The organism is Burkholderia sp. MS389 (assembly GCF_016899425.1).
Lineage (GTDB): Bacteria > Pseudomonadota > Gammaproteobacteria > Burkholderiales > Burkholderiaceae > Burkholderia > Burkholderia sola.
On record NZ_CP045995.1, the window covers coordinates 2,044,595 to 2,069,745 of the forward strand.

17 protein-coding genes are annotated in these 25,151 nt (G+C 63.4%); 12 read left to right on the forward strand and 5 right to left on the reverse strand.

From position 1 onward, the window contains the following. Nucleotides 1-402 precede the first annotated feature (402 nt). From tssI to GJG85_RS25540, 4 genes are read left to right on the forward strand one after another with little or no spacing between them, the layout of a single operon-like run. The gene (gene tssI, locus GJG85_RS25525) at nt 403-3,186 is read left to right on the forward strand and encodes a type VI secretion system tip protein TssI/VgrG (RefSeq protein WP_204383955.1); all 2,784 of its coding nucleotides are present in this window, start codon (nt 403-405) and stop codon (nt 3,184-3,186) included. Nucleotides 3,187-3,197: 11 nt separating this feature from the next. Further along, nucleotides 3,198-5,387, forward strand: coding sequence for a DUF3274 domain-containing protein (locus GJG85_RS25530; RefSeq protein WP_089489942.1), 2,190 nt, complete (start codon nt 3,198-3,200; stop codon nt 5,385-5,387). Between the two features lie 6 nt (nt 5,388-5,393). Continuing rightward, nucleotides 5,394-7,013 carry a DUF2875 family protein gene (locus tag GJG85_RS25535; protein ID WP_050017217.1) on the forward strand — a complete coding sequence of 540 codons (1,620 nt, stop codon included), beginning with the start codon at nt 5,394-5,396 and terminating at the stop codon, nt 7,011-7,013. Nucleotides 7,014-7,032: 19 nt separating this feature from the next. Beyond that, the gene (locus GJG85_RS25540) at nt 7,033-7,293 is read left to right on the forward strand and encodes a PAAR domain-containing protein (RefSeq protein WP_012339060.1); all 261 of its coding nucleotides are present in this window, start codon (nt 7,033-7,035) and stop codon (nt 7,291-7,293) included. Nucleotides 7,294-7,361: 68 nt separating this feature from the next. Here the strand turns inward: GJG85_RS25540 and GJG85_RS25545 are convergent, their stop codons facing one another. The 3 genes from GJG85_RS25545 to GJG85_RS25555 are packed head-to-tail and all read right to left on the reverse strand — an operon-like array spanning nt 7,362 to nt 11,006. Continuing rightward, on the reverse strand, nt 7,362-8,483 hold the full coding sequence (locus GJG85_RS25545) for an aromatic ring-hydroxylating dioxygenase subunit alpha (protein WP_050017216.1): 1,122 nt from the start codon (nt 8,481-8,483) through the stop codon (nt 7,362-7,364). Beyond that, the gene (locus GJG85_RS25550) at nt 8,477-10,057 is read right to left on the reverse strand and encodes a GH3 auxin-responsive promoter family protein (protein ID WP_204383956.1); all 1,581 of its coding nucleotides are present in this window, start codon (nt 10,055-10,057) and stop codon (nt 8,477-8,479) included. The genes GJG85_RS25545 and GJG85_RS25550 overlap by 7 nt, the downstream gene beginning before the upstream one ends. 13 nt (nt 10,058-10,070) lie before the next feature. Next, nucleotides 10,071-11,006 carry a fatty acid desaturase gene (locus GJG85_RS25555; protein WP_204383957.1) on the reverse strand — a complete coding sequence of 312 codons (936 nt, stop codon included), beginning with the start codon at nt 11,004-11,006 and terminating at the stop codon, nt 10,071-10,073. Between the two features lie 11 nt (nt 11,007-11,017). Here GJG85_RS25555 and GJG85_RS25560 point away from each other — a divergent pair, with 11 nt between their 5' ends. Beyond that, nucleotides 11,018-12,004 (forward strand): metal-dependent hydrolase, encoded by a 987-nt coding sequence (locus GJG85_RS25560; RefSeq protein ID WP_239468945.1) that lies wholly within the window; start codon nt 11,018-11,020, stop codon nt 12,002-12,004. Next, nucleotides 12,001-12,921 (forward strand): hypothetical protein, encoded by a 921-nt coding sequence (locus tag GJG85_RS25565; RefSeq protein ID WP_204383958.1) that lies wholly within the window; start codon nt 12,001-12,003, stop codon nt 12,919-12,921. Before GJG85_RS25560 ends, GJG85_RS25565 begins: the two co-directional genes overlap by 4 nt. Here GJG85_RS25565 and GJG85_RS25570 read toward each other — a convergent pair. Continuing rightward, nucleotides 12,909-14,015 carry a hypothetical protein gene (locus GJG85_RS25570; RefSeq protein WP_050017211.1) on the reverse strand — a complete coding sequence of 369 codons (1,107 nt, stop codon included), beginning with the start codon at nt 14,013-14,015 and terminating at the stop codon, nt 12,909-12,911. The two genes, GJG85_RS25565 and GJG85_RS25570, sit on opposite strands and share 13 nt — an antisense overlap. 4 nt (nt 14,016-14,019) lie before the next feature. Then, entirely contained in the window at nt 14,020-14,709 is a 690-nt protein-coding gene (locus GJG85_RS25575; RefSeq protein WP_235356292.1) for a hypothetical protein, read from the reverse strand. Here GJG85_RS25575 and GJG85_RS25580 point away from each other — a divergent pair. The 6 genes from GJG85_RS25580 (at nt 14,708) to GJG85_RS25605 (ending at nt 25,118) form a co-directional block, all read left to right on the forward strand. Next, the gene (locus GJG85_RS25580; protein WP_235356291.1) at nt 14,708-16,267 is read left to right on the forward strand and encodes a fatty acid desaturase family protein; all 1,560 of its coding nucleotides are present in this window, start codon (nt 14,708-14,710) and stop codon (nt 16,265-16,267) included. The two genes, GJG85_RS25575 and GJG85_RS25580, sit on opposite strands and share 2 nt — an antisense overlap. Nucleotides 16,268-16,965: 698 nt before the next feature. Continuing rightward, nucleotides 16,966-17,967: an FHA domain-containing protein gene (locus GJG85_RS25585; protein WP_050017208.1), complete on the forward strand. Its 1,002-nt coding sequence runs from the start codon at nt 16,966-16,968 to the stop codon at nt 17,965-17,967. Beyond that, a complete protein-coding gene (locus tag GJG85_RS25590; protein WP_204383959.1) occupies nt 17,964-22,013 on the forward strand; it encodes a TOMM system kinase/cyclase fusion protein in 4,050 nt (1,349 codons plus the stop codon). The genes GJG85_RS25585 and GJG85_RS25590 overlap by 4 nt, the downstream gene beginning before the upstream one ends. A gap of 33 nt (nt 22,014-22,046) precedes the next feature. Beyond that, entirely contained in the window at nt 22,047-22,391 is a 345-nt protein-coding gene (locus GJG85_RS25595) for a BMA_0021/BMA_0022 family TOMM bacteriocin (protein ID WP_050017207.1), read from the forward strand. Nucleotides 22,392-22,407: 16 nt separating this feature from the next. Continuing rightward, nucleotides 22,408-22,770: a BMA_0021/BMA_0022 family TOMM bacteriocin gene (locus GJG85_RS25600; RefSeq protein WP_204383961.1), complete on the forward strand. Its 363-nt coding sequence runs from the start codon at nt 22,408-22,410 to the stop codon at nt 22,768-22,770. Nucleotides 22,771-22,862: 92 nt separating this feature from the next. Continuing rightward, nucleotides 22,863-25,118, forward strand: coding sequence for a TOMM precursor leader peptide-binding protein (locus GJG85_RS25605; protein ID WP_204383963.1), 2,256 nt, complete (start codon nt 22,863-22,865; stop codon nt 25,116-25,118). Nucleotides 25,119-25,151 lie beyond the last annotated feature (33 nt).

The window sequence follows — 25,151 nt, forward strand, 5'->3', positions numbered from 1 at the left end:
GATAGAGTGTCAAGGGCGATTAATTGGGGGCGGGATGGGGGGCCGAGCTGTGGTGGAGGGCTTGCGGGCAGCGGTCCTGCCTGATCGCTTGGGAGTGAGGCGGCGAACTCGAACGTAGCAGATTGGCACCTACATGCGCGTAATGTCGGTTCCGGTCCGCGTGCGGTGGGCTTTGAAAAATGCTCTGCGTCGAGAGACTTGGGGGATAGCCGGCATTCGAGCATTCCCGTCGCTTCAGATAGAGCGACGGAAAGTGTTTTTCGTCAAATAACATGAAAAATTGCTAATCGGCATACCGATTTGTTACCTGTGTGTCACATTTTGGTAAACTCGCGCGCAGCCGCCCGCTATTTAGAACAGCAACATCCGGCGGATCATAATGAATCAAACTGAGAGACGGTCGTGAATATCCGAGAGTCATTCCGCAATTTCGTATCGGGAATCGATGCGAATCGCCGGCCAGTCGTGCTGAATTGGGGTAAGGCGCAGCACGCGCTGGGGTCGAAGATCGCGTTGCAGCACGCGAGCATTCGTGAAAGCCTGATGACAGGCATCAGCGGTCATTTGACCTGCATTTCTCAGCAGGGCGATCTGCCTCCGAAGCTTTTCATTGGAGCGCCGGTCTCAATCGGTATCGTCACGGACCGCGGCCAAGTGCATGCCATCAACGCAATTATTAGCGCCGTTCAGGTCGGACGGACCGACGGGGAGTTGACGGTTTACCAGTTCGCCGTGACTGACGCGTTGAACCTGCTGCACAAGCGCACCAACTCTCGCATCTTTCGTAACGTGAGCGTGGTCGATGTACTTGGCGTCGTCCTGAGCGAATGGCGACAGCGTAGTGTGGCCCTTGCGCAGGCGTTCGAGTTCGACCTGTCGCAACTCGATAGATCCCGCTATCCGGTTCGCTCTTTCGTACGTCAGGTCAACGAATCTGATGCCCGTTTCATCTCCCGGATTGCGCGTCGCGACGGCATCACGCTGTTCGTGCGCGCCGGACGGGTAAGCGGGGAGACGAAAGACGGCGATTCTCCCGTGCATGCGCTGGTGTTCTGCGATGACCCTCGGAAACTGGGCGAGTCCGCCGCGGGTATAGTGCGGGTTCATCCACGAGACGCTGGAACGGAACAGCGCGATACCATCACCGCTCTGACGATGCGTCAGCAACTGATTTCGGGGGAATCGGGGCGCCCTTCGTGGGACTATCGATATGCCCGCGTGGACCAGTCCAGTGCATCGACAAGGATCGATCAAGGCGAATCGGGTAACGATCTCGCGAAATTGCTGACGGACATCGTGATCGACGTCCCGCATATGGCGGACTCGTGGGCAGACCACGAACGGATGACGGAAGATCGCATTCTGGCTCATGAAGCGCAGGCGGTGCGATACGACGGCGTGAGCGGAATTCGCGACCTTGCAGTCGGCGCATGGATCACGATCGCCGGAGAGGACGAGTGGGGCGCGCTCCCGTCCGACAAGCAGCAATTCGTGATTACATCATTGCACCACGAGATCTGGAACAATCTGCCCAAAGGGTTGAGCGAGCGCGCGCAGGCACTGTTCGCCGCCAGCCACACGCTTCAGCAACCACAGTCGCTGAGCGATGGAGATCCGTCTGGTCAGGATACGCGCTACGAAAATACGTTCTCGTGCGTGCCGCGTGGCACGCCTCTCACGCCGCCTTACGATCCCAAGACTGACCTTCCGCCGACGCCGTTGATTACCGGGCGCGTGGTCGGGGCCGATGGCGAGGAGGTCAGTTGCGACGAGAATGGCTGCGTGTTCGTGCAGATTCTCGGGCAGGATTCCCGCGATCATGCGCACGCGCAGGGTGCCGGGACAAACAGCAACGAGAGCGACAGCGCACCGATTCGCGTGGCATCCAGTCTGGCCGGGCCGAATTTCGGCGAGACGTTCTTGCCGCGGGTGGGCACCGAAGTTCTGCTCGGGAGCCTCGGCGGAGATCCGGACAGGTTGGTCATCATCGGCGTACTGGCAAACGGCGCGAACATGCCGGCGAGTTTCACTCATACCGGCAGTTTGCCCGGCAATCGCTTTCTTTCCGGTATCAAGACGAAGGAAATCAAGGGGCAGCGCTACAACCAACTTCGTCTCGACGACACACCGCAACAAATCAGCGCGCAGCTTGCATCGGAGCACGCGCATAGTCAGTTGAATCTCGGCTATCTGACGCAACCGCGTGATAACGGACAGGGTGCTGACCGCGGCCAAGGTGCCGAATTGCGCACCGACGCGGCAGCCGCGTTGCGCGCGGCGCAAGGGATGCTTTTGACCACCTACGCGCGTACTCAGGCGAGCGGCGGACAGCTTGATCGCGATGAACTCGTCGAATTGCTCGGCGAGTGCGCGGAGCTGTTCAAGGCGTTGGGTGATTACGCCGGACAGCACGGTGGCACGGCGACCGATGCGACGGGGCAGCAAGCTGTCGTGACCGCCTTCAAGGGTTGGACGCCAGGCGGTCATGCGTCCGGCGGCGATCGTGCGCCGAACGCTGACGCAGGCGATTCTCAGGCGCTGATGGCATTTGGCGCAAAGGCCGGTGCGCTCAATATCACTCCCAAGACTTACGTGACCTACGCTGGCGAGAACATCGATCAGATCGCGCAGCAGAACCTGCAATTCGCCGGGGGGCAGCGCGTGATCACGACGGCTGGCAAGGGAATCCACCTGTTCGGGCGCGGGGAAGGCGTCCGCGCGATTGCCGGCGAAGGCCCCGTTGTCTTGCAGGCGCAACAGGACACGCTCGCGGCGACCGCGCAGAAGGGGATACAGATCATGTCGGTCGGCGACGAAGTGTTGATCTCGGGTAAGTCGATCCGGTTCGTCGCGGAAGACGGAAGCTACGTGAAGGTCGGTGGCGGCGTCGAGGTCGGTTCCGACGGTGCGTTCACCGCACACACGGCGGGACATGATTTCGTCGGTCCGAAGACGGACCACGTTGCGCCGCCGGCGTTCAATCGCGGAGGAGCCGATCAGAAGTTCCGCTTGCGGTACCCGGGCACCGACGGTGACGATGGTACGCATCCCGTGCCGAATCGTCCGTACAAGATCACGCTGCGCAATGGCCAGGTCATTAATGGTGTCTCGGATGCACACGGGTTGACGGAGCTTGCATCGAGCGACGCGATGCACATTGCACACATTCAGGTTTTCGACGCTTAAGGCAGGCGATCATGTCCGATACCACAACCTCTTCGCCCCGGATCGTCGGCGAGCATCAGGCGATTCTCAATTGCAACCGGCCACAGAATGCGTTCGTCAATACCGACGTACAAAATCGTTTCCCGTGCACGACGATCCTGATCCATGGCGTGAACGACCTGGGAACGGATTTCGGCACGGTCGAAGGCGGACTGTGCGAGGGATTGAACGACCGCCTCGGTCGCACCGATTTCAAGGGCGCGGAGTACTCGCACGGCCGCATGGCGAACGACCCGAGCCAAGTGAGCGTTGCCGACATGATGAAGAACATGGACGACGTCATCTATCGTCGGCAGGAAAGCGAAGAGACGAGGAGTCCGTTGATTCCGTTTTATTGGGGATTGCGCGTCGGGAAGGAGGATTTGCCCCGGGACCCCAATAAGGAAACCGTCAACGGCCAGTACGTCGACCGGTTCGGCAATCGCCTCGATGAGCACCGTGCGCGCAACGGCGGATTCTTCGCCAATGCGACCAACAACATTCCCGACATGTTCGACTCGAATTTCAAAGGGGGAATGGCGACGAAAATTCTCGACAGGATGCAGGGTGACCCGACGCATCCGCTTCGCGAGGCGGAAAATCGGCATTACATGGTGCTGGCAGCACGGCGGCTCGCGGCATTGGTGCGGCAAATCCGCCTTATCGACGCGGACGGGACGGTCAATATCATTGCGCACAGTCAGGGCACGCTGATATCGCTGCTCGCCCAGGCCTATCTCGTCGAGGGACTGATTCCGAACCAATGTGGCCCCGCTGACCGCCCTGCCGACACGTTGGTTCTGATCGACTCGCCCTACAGCTTGAGCGAGGAGTTCATGGATCGGCTGCTGCAACGTGGGGATCAGCAGCAGACGACTTATGCGCGTGCAAAGACCCTGGCAAACCTGGTCGGGCATGTGGCGAGCGGCAAATATCCGACGCCACCATTCGATCAATTGAAGTACGAGCCGGGCCGGGACAATTTTGGCGTCGTCGGGCCGACGTGGGATCCCGCGCAGGCGAGGCGCCTGAGCGGGCCGCAAGGCAATGAATGCGTCGTGTTCGCCGAGCGCGACAATCGCGGCAAAGTGTATATGTACTTCAGCCCGGAGGATGCGACCGTCGGGCTGAGCGGCGTCAATGGCATGGGTTGCTCTGGCCTGCCCGACTCAATCGACGTGCGTGCGGCGCAGCAGGGAGGCAAGCCGGAGACTATCAATTTGCTGTCGGCGGCTTTTCGGCAGCGCGTCTTTACCCGGCGTCTGCGACAGGGCAAGCCGGTTCAGGTTGGTACGCCGCCCGGAAACTTTACGATACGGGAAAAGGGCGAAACATCCCATGGCTTGCCCGGTGGCTTTACGACGTGGATCAAATCGGCGCAGATAAGCGTGGGTACCCAGCGCAATATCAATGGCGAAGCATTGACGCCACCATTCGATCCCGAAATGGAAGGCAATGTGCTGCCGGGAACCGCAGCGACGCCGCTCTCGAAAAATAATGACGGCGAGTTTGCGCCCGGCAAGCAAGCCATTGACCAGCTTGAAGCGGAAATTGCATTGAGCACGAACAGTGGCGAAGGTGCGTTGCAGGCATTGCCTGCACAAACCATCGACTGGCCAACGAGTGAGGATGGGACGCTGCCGACCTCTACCGAGGTCGAGGCGTCGCTGAACGCTGGCAAGGGTCCCGACGATCAGTGCAAGGTAAGCCGGGTCGTATCGACGGTACCGCCGTCGCCCGGGCACATCGTCGTCTATCGGCAGGAGACGCTCAATGAAGCCAAGGTTCGGCTGATGAATCAGCATAAGGGAGAAAGCTCATATCACTCGGCGGTCATGAGTGGTCGCAGAAATCACCGCTGTGCGACTGCGTTCGATGTGTCGGTAGGCCAGGCGCGTGCGCTGGACGATCCGGACTGGGCGACGCTGCTGCGTGCTGTCGCCGACTGGCGTACACCAATGAGCAGGATCGACAAATTGACGAAAGCCCATACGAACCTGGACGAGCAGACGCTGCACATCATCAGGGCGAACTGCGAATATTACGACCAAGGGAATTTCCCTGGGGAAGACGTCATTCCCAAGGCCTTTCCTGCAGGCGTAGTCAGCGAAACCATCGAGATGAGAACCGATGAAATCAACAAGCAGGTTCGAGCTCGTTCACCCCACCATATGCACGGTTGACGCTACATGACGACAACATCGGTCCCGCGTCTATCAGGATCGCGAGTATTTATTTTTTTGTTCGCGAGCCTCACTTTGATTTGGCTCGTGGCATTCGAGTTGACTGCGAGATATGGATTTTCGTTTCTGGAAAATATGACGATGATAAGGCGATTGCTATTGTTGATCCTGCCGCCACTGTTACTGGCTGCTGGCGTGAGCCTTACCTATGGCGCATCGCTGCGCAAGGACTCGTCACGTCCAGAGGGAGCCAGTACCGCACAGTCTGCTCTGAGTGTGGCATCGGCCGGAGCGGGATCGCAGGATTCTCAATTCACATTGGAGATTCGGCGTATCGGCGTGACGGTTGACCGCTTCCGGCAACGGGCACTATTGATGCGCCTGGATGAAACTGGGACGAGCGGAACGCTGCTGCTGCAAGATCCCAAGCAATATCCCTGGTCAAGTGATACGCGCGATTCGGAATACGCCAAGCGCCAGAACAACGTGTTCGGCTATGCATTGCGCAACTGGGTGGATTACTGGCCTATTCCCGTTGTCGTGCTGGGACCGCCCCGTAACGTCGCCGATCCGCATGCCGATCGCATGGCGACCCACATCAATAGCGCTGATAACGGCGCGGGCATTGGTAACACGCTATACATCAGACTCGACGAGATTCACGGCGAACATGGCGACACGGCGGTAGCGCGCCTGTTCGATTTCTTCGACCAGCATCCGGATTTGCCAGCTGTCGTGGTGCTTGCCGAAGATGGTCTTGTGACGCGAGGCTACATGCGCACGCCACACGGTGATTATCTGGACAAGTCGAACGCGAACGGCAATTTCGTTCCGCAATATCCGGATAGTTTGGTTGCGATGCTGGTGACGCGCAAGGATCGCGTCGATCGGACGATTCGACCATATGTTGTCGATGCGCCGGAGGCGATCGACAAGACCAAGACACAATTTGATGTCATCAAGCTGTGGAACTACTTCTGGGCACAGCAGAAATCCTATCCCAGGCCAGCGCCCGGTGTTTATGAAATGTCTTGGGACTATTGGCACGCGAAGCTCCCCGAGTTCTGGAAGACCGCAGCGCTGAAGATGCCGGACGGCTTCAAGCCGAACCCGTGGGTGCCGATTCCGTGGACGACGTGGCAACTGAAGGAGTACGACAAATGGCCGGTTCTGGCCAATCTTCATCGGCCGGTGCGAGTCGATCTGAGCAACGGCCACGGGGCGCCGTTGAAGAAGGGCCAGCGAATCGAAAAGATCCGCGCCGGCTGGCAGCAGGCAGTGGACACGCTTGCGCCCGGCGAGCAGCCGGGACGGATGTTCTACGATACCGGCACCTCGACCGCCAATCTCGCGTTGCTGGTGCAGTCGCTGCACGACAATCCGCAGCATATCGATATTGACGACCCGAAAGACGCATTCGACATGCAGCGTCGTATAGGCGGCGACACCGGAACGAGTTCGATCTGGGTTCAGAGCGCACTGGCGCTGATGATGGGTTATGGTGACGGGAAGACGAGCGCACTGATCAACCTGAGGGACCCGCTGCATGCCACGATCGTCATGCTGACGCCGCCGGACGCCGCGTCGCGGCAGGCGCATCCGCAGACCTTCAACTGGGATTACTGACGGACCGGATCGACACGTCATGGGTCAAAAGCGATACATCATCGAAGGCGATGTGCACAGTCACGGCGGACGCGTTGTGTCCGGGGCACCGAACTCGCGAATCAACGGGCGCGCAATCGCACGCTTGCACGATCCCGCGATCTGCGAGATTCACGGCCTGACCTTCATTGCGACGGTGTCGGGCCACGCCCGATTCGACGGGCAAGTCGCCGCATGCGACGGCGACTTGCTGGCATGCGGAGCACGCCTGATCGCGAGCCAGCACCAGACAGGAGGCTAACGGAAATACGGTGCGCGTGAGCGGTGCGCCTCGAGCCGGCGGGCATCGGCTGATCACGCTGGTCACGCTCAGATCACGAATTCCATCGGCTTCGTGCCGCATTGCGCATCCGGCAACGGCTCGCCACGCTGCGTCGCGGCCAGCAACCGTCCGATCGCAATATGGACCACATCGGCGCGCACGCTCGACGGCGTGAAGCCTGCGGCGTTGTCGAGTCCCTCGCGGTGCGCACGCATGATTCGCACGTCTTGCTGGATCACGGAATGCGTGTAGAGGTGCAGCAGTGGTTTCAGCGCGCGCAGCAGCGCGGCCGGCAACGCAAAGCGATAGGCGATGTACGTATAGACACGCGATCGACGCGTGTCGAGCGGTGTGATCTGGCTGATGATCAGAAAACTCGAGCGGCTCCCCCAGTGATAGTCGCATCGCGTGACGTTCGGTGCATAAAAATGATCGGTATGCCGAAGCGGTTCCCTGGATGGATTGGTCAGCCAATCCAGCATGCCGATCTTGTCGCCGTCATCGTGATACGTGACCTCGACGCTTTGCTGCTTCAGTTCGACGGTCGCCCGTAGTCGCCGCCCAGTGGATGAACGAAAAATCCGGTCGTGCACGAACACCGTATGCGGGACGTCCATGAAGTTCTCGACCAGTGCACCGAGATCGCCATCGAACGTATTGATCATATAGTACGACTGCCACGGCCGTTCGCCGTGGTGTGGCATGTCGAACGGTCGCTTCAGCGCTGGATCGCCTCGCCCGCGGTAGACCCAGACGAGACCGTGCCGAGTCAACACCGGCAATCTGCGCTGACGATATGGGTAGGTCGTACCGGTCGGTTCGGCGCTTGCGCTGTCGATGCTGGGAATTCGGGTGACGCTGCCGTGCTGGTCGTAATGCCAGCCGTGATACGGACAGACGAGGCAGCCGTCGACGACTTTCCCGGCCGACAACCGGGTGCCGCGATGCACACATTGATCGACGAGCGCGACGATCTCGCCGTCGGCCGCCCGGAATAGGACGATGCCGAGGCCCAGTACGCGAGTACCGAACGGTTTGTCCCGCTTGACCTCGGCTTCGGTGCTCGCGACATACCATTGCTCAACGAGTGCGCCGAAGGCTTCGCCATCGGCATCCGGCGCGGATTCGTCGCACGGCGAACACGTTGATGCGATCGATATGTTCAACATGAGCACGCGTCCTCGATAAATGCGCGGAGTGCGTTCGCCACGGCGGGCTTGGCCACCAGAGCGCGGGGTTTGACATCCCCAGCCCGGATGCATGCACGCTCGTGGGCTCGCTGGACGAGATCCGCCAGCTGGGCGGCACCCCCACGTATGCGAACCGCGCGCAACGGGCCAAGCTGGCCGACCGTGCGTGCGTGCCGGTAGTGAAAAGCGCGGGCGAGAGCCTGTTCCAGCGCAACGCCCAAGGTGGCGACGTCCGGCGTATCGCTTGCAAGCAACAGCAGGTAATGGGGTGGATCCGCGTCCGCGCACGGAATCACGCAACCTTCGTCGCCTGGTTGCAGTAACTTGGAAAGCGACGCGGCCAGATAGGCTTCGTCCAGCTTTTCACCGACCAGATCGCTTTGCGTGTCCGCCCGCCCGACGAAGGTCACGCATGGCGTTCGTCCCGCATATCCGGTCACACGGACCCGATCGCCGAGCCGATAGCGGTACAGGCCGCCTCCGGTCGTCACGACGACCTCGACCGTGTCGCCCGGCTTCAGTTCTTCCACGCCTATCGCGGTTCCATCATCGAGCAGGAACTCGAGGAAGTGGCTGCAGACGGCGAGGGGACAGCCGGCCGTATCGCCGAACGGCAGGCTGACCACTGCCTCGGTGGAAAACAAGCCTTTCGGAAACCATGCGGCCTGGGGTAACAAGGTGCGGGCATGTGCGGCGTAGTATTTGCTTGGACCGTCCATCCAACAACTCACTGCCGCGAGTTGAGGCCACAGCCGGCCGCAGTGACCATCGTCGAGTGCGCGCCGCAGCGCGGCCGTACGATTCGGCGGCAGCGAATCGAACAGGAAGGTGAGTGTGTCGCGGCGTTGCGGTTCGGCGTTGTCGAACAGCGGACGAAGCAGACTGGTCAGGAAGGTTGGGCTCCATACGCTGATGAAGGCCAGATCATGAGCGGCGATCAACGCGCGCAACGTTTCGGTGCGCCACGTGCGAGCATCACCCGATAGCGATGGTACGACGAGCGTCGGCAGCAGATCGACGAGCGGGCTGTCGGCCAGATAATCGAGATCGCTGTCCGACCCGATCATGATGCCGTTGGGAGCGCGGCCGCGCGCTTGCAGCGGAGGCGACATCGACCAGTACGCGCGGCCGGCTGCGACGCCGGGCACGGCGTGATGCAGATCGGAGAGCCAGACGACCAGTGCGAACTGCAATTCTTCGAGAAAGGCCGGCGTATAGGGAATGAGCTTTTGCTGCTCGCTGCCGCCGCTTGTGCGCTCGAAGAAACGTGGCGGTTGCGCGGTCAGGATCGGAGTGGACTCCTGGAGTGCACGATCGATCCATCGGGACACGCCAGCGTAGGGGGCAACCGGCACGCGTTCGCGAAATTGTGCCGGATCCGCGATATCGGCAAACCCGTGGGCGATGCCGAACGCCGTGTTCCGATTGGCGGCGAGCAAGCGTGACAGATAGGTCGCCTGCGCGTCACCCGGCGCGTCGAGCGCCGTGAGCCACACGCGGCGAAAGGGTTCTGCAGCAGCGCCGAACGCGGCCCACGCATCCTGTGCACGCACGTGCGTCCTCTCGTTAGAAATAGGTTTTTTCGAGTTGTGTCGGATCGCTCGGCAAACGCCGGGGCGCTTCGAACACATGCAGCCAACCGTACCACAGCGGCCGCGTCTCCGCCGCGTCGGAGCACGCATGAAGCTCCTGCCAGCGCAGGCTCGGACGCCGGTGATGCGTCAGGTTGTAGTTGAAGTTGAGGAATGCCCAGCGGATCAGTATGGGGGCACGCATATTGTATGTGCCCTCCACAACGTCGAGCGGCGTGTGCATGTGATAAACCCATTGGAGCGACGACCACGAAAACGCGAATGCGAGGTAGGCAAGCGAGATGTCGAGCACGCGCCAGTCCAGCAATGTCCCCAGTGCAATCCATACGGCCACGCCTGCGAGGGTTTCGTATCGAATTCGTCGGAATTCCGCGTGGCCGAAGTCTCTGAACGCGGCCGCATAGGTGTTGTCGTGTCCGTACTTGGCCCAACCATACGGAATGCGACTCGGAAGCACGGCCAGGACGAAGCTGCCCGCGAAACTCGCGAACCAGATGCCGCCGACGATCGCCGCGTAGTATGCGACTCGCTTGCGCCACAGCGAAGCATCCGGCTCGACGAAGTCCACCCGCTCCGCAGGCGTTCGATTTCGCACGTGGTGACCGAGATGATTCACGTGAATCAGCGTTGCCGCGGCGCCGAACATCGTCGATGCCCACCACATCATCAAGTAGTTGATTTTCCCGCGCCGATGCCCGAAACCGTGGAATGTTTCGTGCATCATCGAAAACACGCCTTGCATGATCAGGCAGAACGGTACGAGCGCCCCCCAGCGCCACGGGCTCGTACCGTGCGACAGCCACGTCAGGATGCCCGCCCATATAACGCTCTGTAGCGCGAGCACGCAGAGATTCAGCCGATCGAACCGTCGCGAACGATTATCTATGGCGCTTGCATTGGCATCGAACATACAATTCGGACATGGATGGTGGCAGCGACGCAGAGCATACCTTCGATCGCCATCGTCGAACAATACGCCCGCCTGCGCTGACCCTGCGCGTTACGCCACGATCGGCCACGACCATGTACGCCAAACGAACCGACGATTCAATGCATGAACGCCGCAACGACGCGGCAGACATCCGACGGCGCAATCCGCGGTTTCGTTTTGCCGACGACATTCCGCGCTATTGGTATCGTGACAACCGCAGGGTGACGCGCTTTTTCGACGCGTTCTCGATCATGTTTCCGCTTGGCGAGAAGTTCTTTGTCGATAGCGTGAGGCAGTACTGCGACGCGCTGCCGGCCGACGGCACGCTCGCCGCGCAAGTGGATGCATTCCTGTACCAGGAAGCCACTCATATCCGCGAGCACCGCGCGTACAACCGACGCCTGGCTCGCCAAGGCATGCCGGTCGACGCACTCGAGGCGCTGATGAGGAGACGGCAGGAACAATGCCGGCGTGTCGCGTCGCCGCTGCTTCAATTGACCTTCACCGCATGTCTTGAGCACTACACCGCCATTCTGGCCGATCTGCTGTTGCGCGACCCCGCCATTTTCGACGGTGCCGACCCATCGATGGCCGCGATCTGGCGGTGGCATGCGATAGAGGAAACCGAACACAAGTCTGTCGCGTTCGACGTATTTCGCGCTTGCGGCGGCGGCGCGATCAAGCGCTATGTCATACGGGCGGCGGCGATGCTCGGTGTCACGGCATGCTTCATCGTCGATCTGGGGTATTTCATCGTCCGTCTCGCGCGTGCCGACCGCGACGCCGGCAATTGGCGAAGCTGGGCACAGCTTGGCTGGTGGTTGTTCGGCGCGCGGGGCATCGTTACCCGCGTGCTACCCGCGTGGCTGGCATGGTTCTCGCCGCGTTTTCACCCTGACCGAATCGGGAATCCAGCCACGCTGGCTGCTGCCCGCGCGGCGCTCGCTGCCGATGGCGTGACAACGGAGCCGGCATGAGTGCACGGTATCCGGCATGGTCGCCGTCCGGCTTCGACGAGTGGCGGCAACACTACCCATTGACGCTGTTCGAACCGGCGCCCACAGCACTCGACTGGACCGAGCGCTTCATCGAATGTTGGCACGCGCATGACGCCCATGCATCCTCGAACATCGTCATCGTGCTGATTGCGGGACTCTATTCCGAGTGGATACCCGCCTGCTTCCGGCATGCTGCGCAGGCGTTGCGTGCCGCGCGGTACTCAGTCCTGCGTGTGCCGGTCCGCTCGTCGCGCGCGGTTGCCGAGCAGGGCGCGCATATCGTTCGCAATCTGTATGCGCGCTTACCCGCTGATCGCCGCTTTATCGTCCTTGCCCACAGCAAAGGGGGACTCGATGCATTGGCGGCGCTGCATGCGGATTCAGGGCTTCGTGCTCGCTGCGACGGTATCGCACTCGTTCAGCCGCCCGTCGGTCCGAGTGCGATCATCGATGGCTTGCTCGAGCAACGGGGGGCGCGCATCGATCCCGCATGGTTGGGTCGAGCCGCCGGGAGATTGCTGCGCACACGCTGGTTGTATGCAGGCTCGCGCGATATCGGCAGCGGGCGCGACGCCGACATCGCGAATCTGTTGTCTGCGGTGCCCGGTGGCCTGCACTGTGTGCATGTCGTAAGCTGGTCGATAGAACGCACGTCCCGGTTCGATGCACATCACTCACGCCTCGACCGCTACCGTCCCGGCTGTGCGCATGACGGACAGTTCTACCTCGACCACCAGACGATTCGCGGCATACCGCGAGTTTGCATGCCACATCTCGACCATGGCCAGCCTGTGCTCGGCGGCGCCGGCTTCGATGCGGGGCGTTTCTGGCTTGCACTCGTTGCGCTCCTGAACGACGCGCGGGCGGCAGCGGTCGCAAGCGGTCAGACGAGATAGATCTCGAACCCGGGGATTGCTTCGGTGGCGCCCGAATCGAGTGCGCTCGTGCCGGGCGCGGATAGCGTGTATAGATCCATCGGTAATGCGGTGTATCGATAACCCTGCAAGGCGGGCCATAGCGGATCGTGATCGTACAGGCAAAGCTGCAGCAAGGCATAGCGGCTCCGCTCTTGTTGCCAGACCGCATCGAGCAACGCCTGTGCAATGTCCGGGTCGCGTCCGCTCACATGCAGATGAGTCAGGTAGATATCCCGGAGCGGCTGGCCGGGAGCTGTGATGGGAGGGCGGCCGAGCAAGGGTGCGATGGCGTTGAAGCTGTGACGCAGCGCACCGAGCGAGCGCGGCAGACGTTCCAGCACGATGCGTTTGATACGCCCTGCATCCCACGGAGCAACGCAGCCCACGATACGCCGCTGCGCGTTACGTGCGACCAGAAAGCGCTCGATTCCGAAGTCGGGCCAGGTGTTCAGGCGGCGCGCGAATTCGTCCGCCGTAAAGACGCAACCGAAGGGTTGGGAACGAGACTCTTGGTCCAGGAATGCGCGGAGTGCGTCGGCATCGGCAGCCGACGCGTTCGTGATCTTGACCAAGCCGGCGCTCCGCGCAGCAATACGCCGCGCATAGATCGATACGTTACTGTAGCCGCGCCAATGTCGAAATCCGAGCCGGGGCCGCTTGCCTGTCCTGAATAGCGATTGCGTCGCGATCCGGTTGTCGCGAATGATGCAGCAGTACGTATGCTGTACGCCTTCGTGTCGGGCGAGATCGGCGAGGCGGTCGACGACATAGTCGACCCAAGTGTGCGCTAGTTCGCGATCGGGTGCGATGCGCAAGTCGCCGAGGTAAGCGATGCGCTGTTTCTCGCCGGCGAGGTAGCCGTCGCGAACGACCATGCTGGCTATTCCCTTGACGCGCCCTGCGCTGTCCTCCGCGAGCCACGTTCGACAGTCGTTCGAATGACACCGATGCAGTGCGAAGTAATCCGGTGAACGATCGAAGCGAAGTGGCATCCCGCTGAGCATCGCGTAACGTGTTTGAAACGCGAGGAGCCGTTCGTTGTCGACCGCTGTGGCTAGCCGGATCCGCGTCATTGGCTCATTCACCGGTGAAGATTCGTCTTGCCATCGGGCGTAGGTTTTCCGGCGTCAGTTCGCACAGGCATACGAGCTCGTTGCCGCACGCGTATTCTGGATTGCGCTTCAGAAAATAGGCGACATCCGGCAGCCGTCGATGCGCGTCCGGCACTTCGGCGAGGGCTGGGGCGAGGCGGCCTTGCGGTACCGGAAACTTGAGCACGCCGGACGCGGCGTCGTATGCGTACCCGAAGCGCTCAATTGCCAGATGATCCAGTAGCGCCTGATTTACGGGTTCAGTCGGTCGGTCGAATCGCGGGGTGAAATCATGTGCGAACGCTCGCAAGTAGCGGTACGTACGATGCCCCTTGCAGATTAGAAACCAGTATAGTGCGACGTCAGGCACGTTGCGTTTGAGTTCACCGGCGAGTCGAATCCAGCAAAACGCGAGTTGCTGACTGCCCCAACAGGCCGGATCCACAATCGTGTCACCGGAAAACAGGATGCGCAGTGTAGTGTCTTGCCACTGCTGTTCATATAGTTTCAACGTGGAGAAGCCGCGTAGCTTGCCGGTGTCGTCACGCATGATGACGCAATGTGTCTTGTCGTCGAGATCGTGTTCGAAGCGTGCCTGTTCCGTATCCCGGTAACAGGTCGAGTAGAGCGCGTACATATGTGCAACATCGACGTCGCGCAGCTGCGCACGTGTCATGGAACTGGCTCGAAGCGGCATAGCGTCGTTATTCATGCGAGCTGAAACGATTTATCATGATACGCGATTGAGCCGCTCCTTTTTTCACATGCGTGCCATACCTCCTGTTTCCGTCTCCTATATACCGTCGGCGTTCGACGCGTGGCGCTGGCTCGCGATCTATGTCGTCGTGTCGGGTGCACTGTACTTCTGGGTCACACACGCGCCGATGGCACCCGTGACGCTGTTGCGTCCGGGACCGTACGATGCGGTCATTCCGCGTGTGTCTGCCAGCGTACCGCTTTATTTGAGCTACGCGCTCGTGATGCCGTCGATTGTCTGGTTCGGCCGCAGCCGAAATTGGCTGCTGCCCGCATTTTTCGCCGGGGCACTTGCCGCAGGCCTGTGTATCGTCTGTCATCTGTTATGGCCGACTGCCGTGAGCCGGTCGCCGGCAGCGGCAGGATGGATCGCGTGGCTGTATCGGATCGACACGCCGCTCGCGGCGAGTCCCTGCGGGCATGTTGCGCTGCCTGTGGCTGTAACCGTGGTGCTGGCTGCGCTACGCGTCCGGGCAGCGCGCTATTACGCTGCGTGGAGCACGATGCTGGCGATCACCGTCTTAACGACCGGACAGCATTTGCTCGCGGACATGCTCGTGGGACTCGCACTCGGCATCGGCGTCGGCTGTGCGACGACCGTACTCATTCGTCTCGACGTCGACCTGCGTACGGCCGCCGCATTACTGCTTGAATGGCTATGTATCGTAGTTGCGCTTCGAGTTGCGTTATCGGTGGGGCATTGGGGGGGCTACCTTGTCGCCGCCGTTGTTGTCGCGACTCGGCAACACGCATTATTCATTCTGTATCACGACGCGACCCACTATCACTTAACCCGCCGCCGTTCCGCGAACGACTTTCTGATCAACTTGGCAATTGGCGTACCGGGGCTCGTGCCCATCGAATTTTATCGCCCGCTGCATCTTGCCCACCATCGACATGTCGGGACGGCGGAAGATCCTGAGCGGAATTATCTGTACCACGCGCAGCCATGGAAATTCGAGCCACTCGACACACTCCCCCTCGTCCGGCAACTGCTCGGTGATTTGCTCCTGGTCAACATGGTGAAAAACATGCGCGCATATCGGCGTGCGAACGGGCGTGGTGCATCCATGTCACTGCCGCTGCTTACGGCGATAGCGACGTGGGGTATCCTGCTTTTGTCGCTCGTGCATGCATGCACAGTACGCGAACTGTTGACGCTTGCGGCGCTTTGGTTCGTCCCTCTCGTGACAATCGGGGCGTTAGTGCAGAAGATCCGTAGTATTGCAGAGCACAGTGGTGGGCCTGGTGCCACGGCTGGCTGGAATGACTGGACTTATTCGTGGCGCGTCGGGTTACTTGGCCGCTTCTTTATCTGGCCGTACAACATTAACTATCACCAACAACATCATCGCGAACCCGGCGTGGCGTGGCATCGCCTGCCCGAATTGCGTGCGTCTGACGAGCCGGTTCTGTCTTCGCGGCAATTGCTTGCGTTGCTATGGTCGGGTGCCTCGCGCAGTGGTAACCCAAGATAGAAAAATCCCTTCGACGGCGCGATGAAGTTTCCCGTCGGTCCTGGTGCGAAAGATCGGCACGACCCGTCGTGCTCCGTCTGACGCGTGCCGCGCAGCCATTGGCCTCTGCGCATGGTCGTGCCGGCCTGTCTGCGTTTGCGATTAATCGCTGGCTATTCCGCCGGCACGTGATTCCTGAATAAGTTAAACAGCGTCGTTTGTAAGAACGACGATGAAAATTATTTAAATAATAGAAATTGTTCGATTTTATTTTCGCTCGATCAAACAAGATGTCCGCAGCACCAAAACCCATTAGATCCACCCCATCGTTCAATGTCATGATGTTTGTGTGATTTATGACTGGCGCAGATTCTAGCGGAGGCAAGAGGCGTGACCCTTTATTCACACCCCGAAAATTCATCGAAAATGTAAAGTATTGCAATATAAAACCATGATCCGCGAATTCCGATTGCGACGCGTGATTTTATTTGGCAGGATTTTCATCGAGGGGCACGATTTTAAAACAACAAAGCGGTCGACAATTCAATTTACCGAAATAACGCGCGACGCTTGGCACCCCGTGGCAGGGAAGCTGGCTAGAAAAACAGGTAACGAGACGGCGAACGGGCGGCACCGTTCGCGATCATTGAATCAATCGCTTGTCCGGCAGCGTCGATGCGTCACTCGAACGAGCCGGGCGAATCCGACACGGGGCGGCCATGGCGATACTCAAGAAAGACGCGTCCGGAGAAGCATGCCTGCTCCGCGCGTATCACGTGTTCGGTCGCGACGACGCACGCTGCGACACGGTCATCCGGGACGGCTCGGTGTCCCGCGTCCATGCCCATATCCGCTGGATCGGCGGGTGCTGGGAGCTCCACGATCACAGCAGCAACGGCACATCGGTATCGGGCGTATCGCTGCGCGACGGCGAGCATGCGGTGCTGCAGCGGGGCGACGTGATCCGCTTCGGCAGGGCCGGCGTCGCGCCGTGGCGCGTCGAGTCGCTCGACGATCCGGCCGATACACTGTGGCCGATACGCGGCGCCGCCGCGCCGATCGTGCTCGCGCCGCGCCAGATCCTGCCGCCCCCCGCCGCGCAGCCGGTCACGATCGTCCGTTCGCCGGCCGGCGAATGGCTATGCGACGACACATTGCCGCCGCGCGCGCTCCATGACGGTGACGAAGTGTCGACCGGCGACTTCGCATGGCGCCTCGCCCTCGCGCGCCACGGCTCGACGGTGATGCTCGCCGCCCGCGCCGATCCGGCCGTGCCGGCGCAATTGCTCGAATTCTTCGTCAGCCGGAACGAGGAGCACGTGCGCATGCTGCTGCATGTCCGCGGCGGCGTGGTCGACCTCGGCGAGCGCGCCCATCACTATGGTCTCGTCACGCTTGCCCGCGCCCGCTCGGCCGACATGCAGGCCGGGTACGACGCCGCCACGCAGGGATGGATCGAACTCGACCGGCTCGCGCGCATGCTCGGCATCGACGCGTCCCATGTCAACGTGCAGATTCATCGCGCCCGAAGCCAGTTCGCGGCGCTGCCCGGGCTGGGCGCGAGCCAGCTCGTCGAGCGTCGGCGCGGCAGCGTCCGCTTCGGCGATGTTCCGTTCCGGATCATGCGCGGCGAGCATCTCGAATGCGAGTCGGTGCCGGCCGTCGGGCCGCGTATCGGCCTGCCGCGCGCGGTGCCGGCCCCGGTCGTCCAGTGCTCGTGAACGCGGGAGAACCGGCCGTGCTGACGAGCGCACCCCGCACCGCGGCGGGACCACTCGCGCGTGAACCGCAGCGGCACGCGGTGCCTTTCGCGACGCTTGCCGGTAAATGGCATTACCGGCTCGGCGCGCTGCTCGGCGAAGGCGGCAACGGTGTGGTGTTTCGCGCGACCTGCGACGAGACGGGGCAAGCCGTCGCGATCAAGCTGATGCGCGACGACGCCGCGCTGATCGCGCCGGAGCGCATGCGCCGGCGCGCGCGCTTCAGGCGCGAGACGAGCCTGTGCGAGGCGCTGCGGCATCCGAACATCGTGGCGCTGCTGGACCAGGGGGAAGCGCCGGACGGGCGGCTGTTCGCCGTATTCGAACTGGTCGAAGGCCGGACGGTGCGCGACCGGCTCGCGGTGGACGGGCCGCTGTCGGCCGTCGATACCGGGCGGCTGATGACGGAGGTGCTCGACGCGCTCGCGGCCGCCCATCGGCGCGGCATCGTGCATCGCGATCTGAAGCCGCAGAACATCGTGATCGCGATGGCCGACGACGGGCCGCACGCGAAGCTGCTCGATTTCGGCATCGGTGCATTGCTGCCCGGTGCCGAAGACATCGCGCGCGAGACGGCGACGCTCGCGACCGAGGTGCTCGGCTCGCCACCTTACTGCGCGCCGGAGCAATTGCGCAACGAGCCGCCGACGCCCGCCAGCGATCTGTATGCGTGGGGCCTGATCGTGATCGAATGCCTGACGGGCGAGGTGGTCATGCAGGGCGCCAGTGTGGCCGAGATCGTCTATCGACAACTGAGCCCGGTGGATGTCGCGCTTCCGCCGTCGATCGCGTCGCTTCCGCTCGGCGCGGTATTGCGGGATGCGCTGAACAAGAATCCGCGCCAGCGCGCCGCGTCGGCCGAGGCGCTCGCGGCGCGGTTTCGTGCGCTCAACTTCGCCGCGCTCGTCGGCCAGTTCGACACCGCTCGCGCCGGCCGGCAGACGCGCTCGCGCCCGCTCGCGCCGCGCGGCGAAACGATCGTCGAGGCGGGCGAGTATCGGCAGATCACCACGCTGTGCTGCTGCGTGACGATTGCCGGAGAGGGCCGCGAACGCCATGCCGGAACCGAGCACGGCATCGCGCTCGACGGCTACGAGGAGCAGTGGCTGACGAAGTGCGCCGATATCGCGGTCGGGTATGGCGCGCATGCGGGCGGACAGCTCGGCGACACGCTGCTGTTTCATTTCGGTCTGCAGGGCGACATTGACCGGCCCGCCCGCCGTGCGGCGCGGGCGGCGCTCGACATGGTGCGCGTGGCCGAGCGCGCGCGGTTGCCGGCGCTGACGGCTGCCGGCGGGCATGCGGCCGGCGCGGCAGAAGGTTGGCGGGTCGAAGTGGCGGCCGCGATTCATGTCGGGCGGGTGCTCGCGCATGCGTCGCACATGTCGGGCGTATCGACGGCCGCCGCGGCGTCGCGGCTGCTCCGGCTGGCAGGCCCCGGACAGATCCTGATCAGCGACGATGCGCGGCTCGTGCTCGAACGGCATGCCGATGCCCGGCCGACCGCGTTGCGGCTGGCGCGGGCGGGCCTCGTGTCGCAGCCGGTTCATGAATTGCTCGGCGAGCGGCATGCCGATACGCCGTTCGATTCGCTCGATGCCGACAGGCGGACGCCCATGGTCGGCCGCGCACGCGAGCTCGACGCACTGCTGCGCGCGTGGCAGGACACGCATGGGCGGCATCGCCGCGCGGCGCGCGGCGAGCCGGTACCGCTCGGTGTGCCGAGGCTCGTCGTCGGCGACGCGGGCTTCGGCAAGTCGCGGCTCGTGCACGAGCTGTGCGAGGCCGTGCGGACACGCGGCCACGCGTTCGCGCAGTGCGGGTGCCTGCCCGAACGCGAGAATCATGCGTTGTTCCCGATCCTGAGGTTCATCGCCGCGCACTGGCATGTCGATGCCGAGCGCGCGCCCGGCATGGCGCTCGCGGCGATCGACGCGATGATCGCGCCGCTCGATTGCGATCATGCGGCGGCGCGTGTCGCGCTCGCGACTTGGCTCGGGCTGCCCTGCGATGCGAATGGGCTGCTGTGGTCGAGCGCGCGCGAGCAGCACGCACTGTTCGACGTCCTCGAACAACTGATCGTGTCGCTCGGCAACGGCGCGCCGGTGCTGCTCGTGATCGAGGACGTTCAGTGGCTCGATCGCTCGACCGAGGATTTTCTCGCGTATCTGCACCGCTCGCCGCGCGCAGTGGCACTGTGCATCGTGCTCACGTCGCGCCCCGACAAGCTCGCGCGCTGGCGCGGCGCGACCGACCGCGTGGTGCTGCGCCGCCTGCCGCGCGACGACGCGCAGCGCCTGATGTCGGCGCATCTGGGCCCGGGCGCGGCCGATCCGGCGTGGCTCGACCGGCTCGCCGATCGCACGGCGGGCATCCCGCTGTTCATCGAGGCCGTCGCGCGCGAACTGGCGGTGAGCGGCGCGGATGGTCTGCTCATCGAGCCATCGGCAACGGACCCGTATCCGTTGCCGCTCAGTCTCGGCGGCATGCTCGGTCTGGCGTTCGACCGGCTCGACGATGCGCGCGGTACCGCGCAGCTCGCCGCGACCATCGGGCTCGAAGTGGATGCGCAACTGCTCGCCGATGCGTCGCCGCACGACCGGGCCACACTCGACGTCCATCTGCGGCTCCTGCTCGAAGAACGGATCGTGTATGCGCAACATCGGCGCGATCGCGTGTTCTATGCGTTTCGCCATGCGCTGATTCGCGACGCCGCATACGAATCGATGCCGCCTGCCGTGCGGCGCGGCAACCATGCGCGTGTCGGCCGCGCGCTGCTCGCGCACGCCGATCGCGGCGCCGGTGCGCATGCGTTCGGCATCGCCGGGCACTTCGCGCGGGCAGGCGCATGCGCGGACGCGATCGCGCACGGCATCGACGCGGCGCGTCGCGCGCTCGAACGGTCGCGATACGACGACGCGATCCGCTACGGGCAGGCCGTGTTCGACTGGCTCGCCACCGCCGACCACGCGCAGCGCGAGCACGACAGCGCGCGCATCCGCGCCACGTTGACGCACGCGACGATGGCGCGATTCGGCTGGGCCGATCCGCAGGTACGCGAGCATGCGGAGCAGTTGCTGCGGCAGACGCAGACGCTCGACGATCCCGAACTCGAGATCAGCGCGTTGTGGACGCTGTCGACGTGCTACCACGTCGCCGGTGACCGCCCGACCGTGCGCCGGATCGGCAAGCGGCTCGACACGCTCGCGACCGAGCGCGGCGATGCGGGCGTGCAGGTGGCGGCGGACGCGATGCGCGGCATGAGCCTGTGGGTCGATGGCGACTATGCGCGCGCCCGTGTCGCGTTCGACGCGGTGCTGGCCGGCTACGACGTGCGACGCGACGCGGGGCACCGGCGCATCCTCGGGCTCGATACGCGCGCGTGGACGATGGCGTCGCTCGCCAGCGTGCGCTGGTGCATGGACGACGATCCCCAGCCGTCGCTCGCGATGGCGCGCGAAGCCGTGTATTGCGCGACCTGCCTCGATCATCTGCCGACGCTCGGCGTCACGATGATGTACCTTGCGCGCACGCATCAGCTTGCGGGCGACCGCGATGTGGCGCGATCCGTGTCGGAAGCGATTCTCCGGCTGGCGGACGCGCACCGGCTGCGCGCGGTCGGGCACTACGCCGCGATCATTCACGCGTGGACGCAACGCGATCGCGCGGGCATCGTCGCGCATCTCGACGCGCAGCGGCAGTCGGGCGGCCTGCTCGGGCTGACTTACTATGCGTCGCTGCTTGCGGAGCTGGATGCCGAACGCGGCGACTACGACGCGGCGCTCGCGCAGATCGGGACGTGTCTCGCCTGGTGCGATTCGAGCGGGGAACGGTATTACGAAGCCCAGCTGTGGCTGAAGCGGAGCGAGTACTTGCGCCGTGCCGATCCGCGTTGCGGCGGGGTGGCCGCGCTGGACGCGTGCCGGCGCGCAGTCGAAATTGCAAGGACGGCGGGCATGGGCCGGATCGCCAGGCTCGCCGAAGCGATGTTGCAGTCGTTGCCGTAAGCAGTTCAAACCGTCATTCAGGAGAACAGACCGATGAGCAAGGATCTTCGATTGCCGACGTACGAACAGTTTCTCGAATACCGCGCGACCGTCATTCGGGCGATCGCCCTCGCCTGGCATTCGCCGGCGTTTCTCGACAAGCTCGAGGCCGATCCGGTCCATGCGTTGCGCGAGCAGTTCGACTATCACTTTCCGTTCAAGCTCGACCTGAAGGTGCAGGTCAAATCGTCGGAATGGACGCCAACCGTCAACGGCGACTGGACGGCCGGCCAGAAAAACAAGCTGACGCTGTACCTGCCGCCCGCGCCGGCCGACGAGACGCAGTTCGCGCAGGCGCTGGCCGCGTACAACGCGGACCACATCACCATCATGGAATGACTCCGGGGAAACCGACATGGCAAAGGACAACGCCAATCCGACGCTCGAATCGATGCTGGAGTTTCAGAAGGTCTATCTGCGTGCGATCGCGCTTTCGTGGCGCGATCCGGCGTTCAAGGCCGAATTGCTGGACCGGCCGCTGGATACGCTCGCGAAATACTTCGGCTATCAGTGTCCGTGGATCATCGACATCGACATCGAGAAGACGGGCGCCGATCATGGCTGGACGAGCGACGGGAAAGGCGGCGGGAGCTGGAACCTGCCACGCAACGTGATGACCGTCGGCATACCGGCGCAGCCGGCACGCCTGGACGAGGAGGCGGTGGCGCTCGCGGCCTACTGCGACGCGGGGCCGTGCTACCTGTTCACCTGCTGCTGACCGGGCGCGGCCGACCCGCGCACCGTCGCGCGGCCCGGGAGGGTTGCCGGGCCGCGCGACGTTTGTCCGACCCCGTCGCACGGAACCCGACGATGCTCGATGATCTCTCGCGCGTATTGCGCTTCAAGCCGCATTTGCTCGTGCTCGATGCCGGGCCCGAGACCCTGTTCGTCGTCGACGAATTCAAGCGCGCGATGCTGTCCGGCGCAATCTTCGTGCGGATCGCCGCGTGCCTGCGGGCGCGCATGACGACTGCCGAGATCGTGACGTCGCTTGCCCGCACGTTCGGCGAATGGGAGGTGCTCGCGCGGCTCGACCATCTGGTGCGGCGCGGCTACGTGCGCGCCGATCCGCCGCACGGCGACGACGCGGCGCGCGGTTTCTTCGAGCGCGCCGGGCTCGACGGCGACGCCGCGTGCGCGCGCGTGGCGCAACTGCGTGTCGCGGTGGAGACGTTCGGCGCGGACGGCGCGGCGCTCCGGCGCGCACTCGACACGGCCGGCATCGGCGTCGTGAAGGATGCCGAACTGACCGTCGCGATCGTCGATACGCACGACCGTGACGATCTCGCCGCGTGCGCCGCCCGCGTGGCGGCGCGCGGCGGTGCGCTGCTCGTCGTGGCGACCGGCGGCGTGCAGACGCTGATCGGGCCGTTGCTGGCCGGCAGCGGTAACGGCAGTGGCGTCGGCGCGCTCGCCGATGCGCCGTGCATCGAATGCGTGCGCTACTGGATTCGCATCAACCGGCCGGTCGAGGCGCTGCTGGCGCGCCATCATGGCAGCGACGCGACGCATGTGCCGCCGGCCACCTCGCGTGCGGGGGCCGCGGCGGCCGCGGCGCTCCTGGCCGCGACGGTCGAGCAGATCGCCGTCAATCGCGCGATCGCGGAACGTGCGCAAACGCACATCGTCGCGCATCGCCTCGACACGCTGGCCGTCGAACCGCACCGCGTGATCCGGCGACCGCAATGCCCGTGCTGCGGGAATCCCGCGTGGATGCGCGAGCAGGCGGCGCGTGCGCCGCGGCTCGCCGGGTCGGTGCCGTTGGCGCGCGCCGACGGTGGCTACCGGGCCGCCGAGCCGCAGCAGGTGTTCGCGCGCCACGCGCATCTGATTTCGCCGGTCAGCGGCGCAATCGCGTATCTGCATCCGATGCCGAAGCGGCACGCGGGCCTGCGCAAGGTCTATGCATCGGGTTTTCTCGTGTGCCCGGCTGCCGTACCGGACGGCAACCGGTTCGACAGGCTCTGCTCCGGCAAGGGCCGCACCGACGAGCAGGCTCGCACGAGTGCGCTGTGCGAAGCGCTCGAACGGTTCAGCAGCGTGTACCAGGGCGACGAGGCGACGGTGACCGGCAGCATCGACAGCCTGCGTGCCGATCCGGCTTGCGACGCCGAGCCGATCCATGTGAACGATCTTCAGCAATTCAGCGAACGGCAATTCGACACGCGCGACGCGATCAACGCATTGACACGCGATGTCCGCAAGCAGGTGCCGCCGCGCTTCACGTCGTGCGACGCGATCGACTGGACGCCTGCGTGGTCGCTCGTGACCGGCCGGCGCCGTCTCGTGCCGCTGAGCTACTGCTACGCGGAAACGCCCGACAGTGCGCAGGCCGCGGCTGTGTGCGTGCACAACCCGAACGGCTGCGCGGCGGGCTCGAGCGTCGACGAGGCGATCCTGCAGGGCATGCTCGAATTGATCGAGCGCGATGCAGTCGCGATTTGGTGGTACAACCGGATCGAACGCCCCGGCATCGATCTCGCGAGTTTCGACGATCCGTATTTCGACGCGCTCGTGCACGAATACGCGACGTTCGGATGGCGGGTGTGGGCGCTCGACATCACGACCGATCTCGCGGTGCCGACCGTGGTCGCGCTCGCGGAAAATCTGCAGGACGGGCGTTTCTCGATTGGCTTCGGTTGCCATCCGGACGGCCGGATCGCGGTGCAGCGGGCGCTGACCGAGGTCAACCAGTTGCTCGATATCGCGGCGGATGCGCCCGATCCATGGGATCGCGACAAGCTTTCGTCGACCGGATTTCTGTATCCGGCGGCAGGCACGCCCGCCACGACGCATTCGACGTGGCAACTGGCCGATGCCGTGTCGTTGCCGGCGGCGATCGCGCATTGTGTCGGACGCATCGCGGCGGCCGGGATGGACGTGCTCGTCGTCGACAAGACGCGGCCCGACATCGGCTTGTCCGTGGTGCAGGTAATCGCGCCGGGGCTGTGCCATTTCTGGCCGCGTTTCGGCGCGCGACGGCTTTATTCGGTTCCGGTGGAGCGGGGTTGGCGCACGCAGCCGTGCGACGAAACGGCGCTGAATCCGGCGCTGCTGTTTCTGTGACCTTGACTGCGGAATCCTGTGGTCGGCGAACGG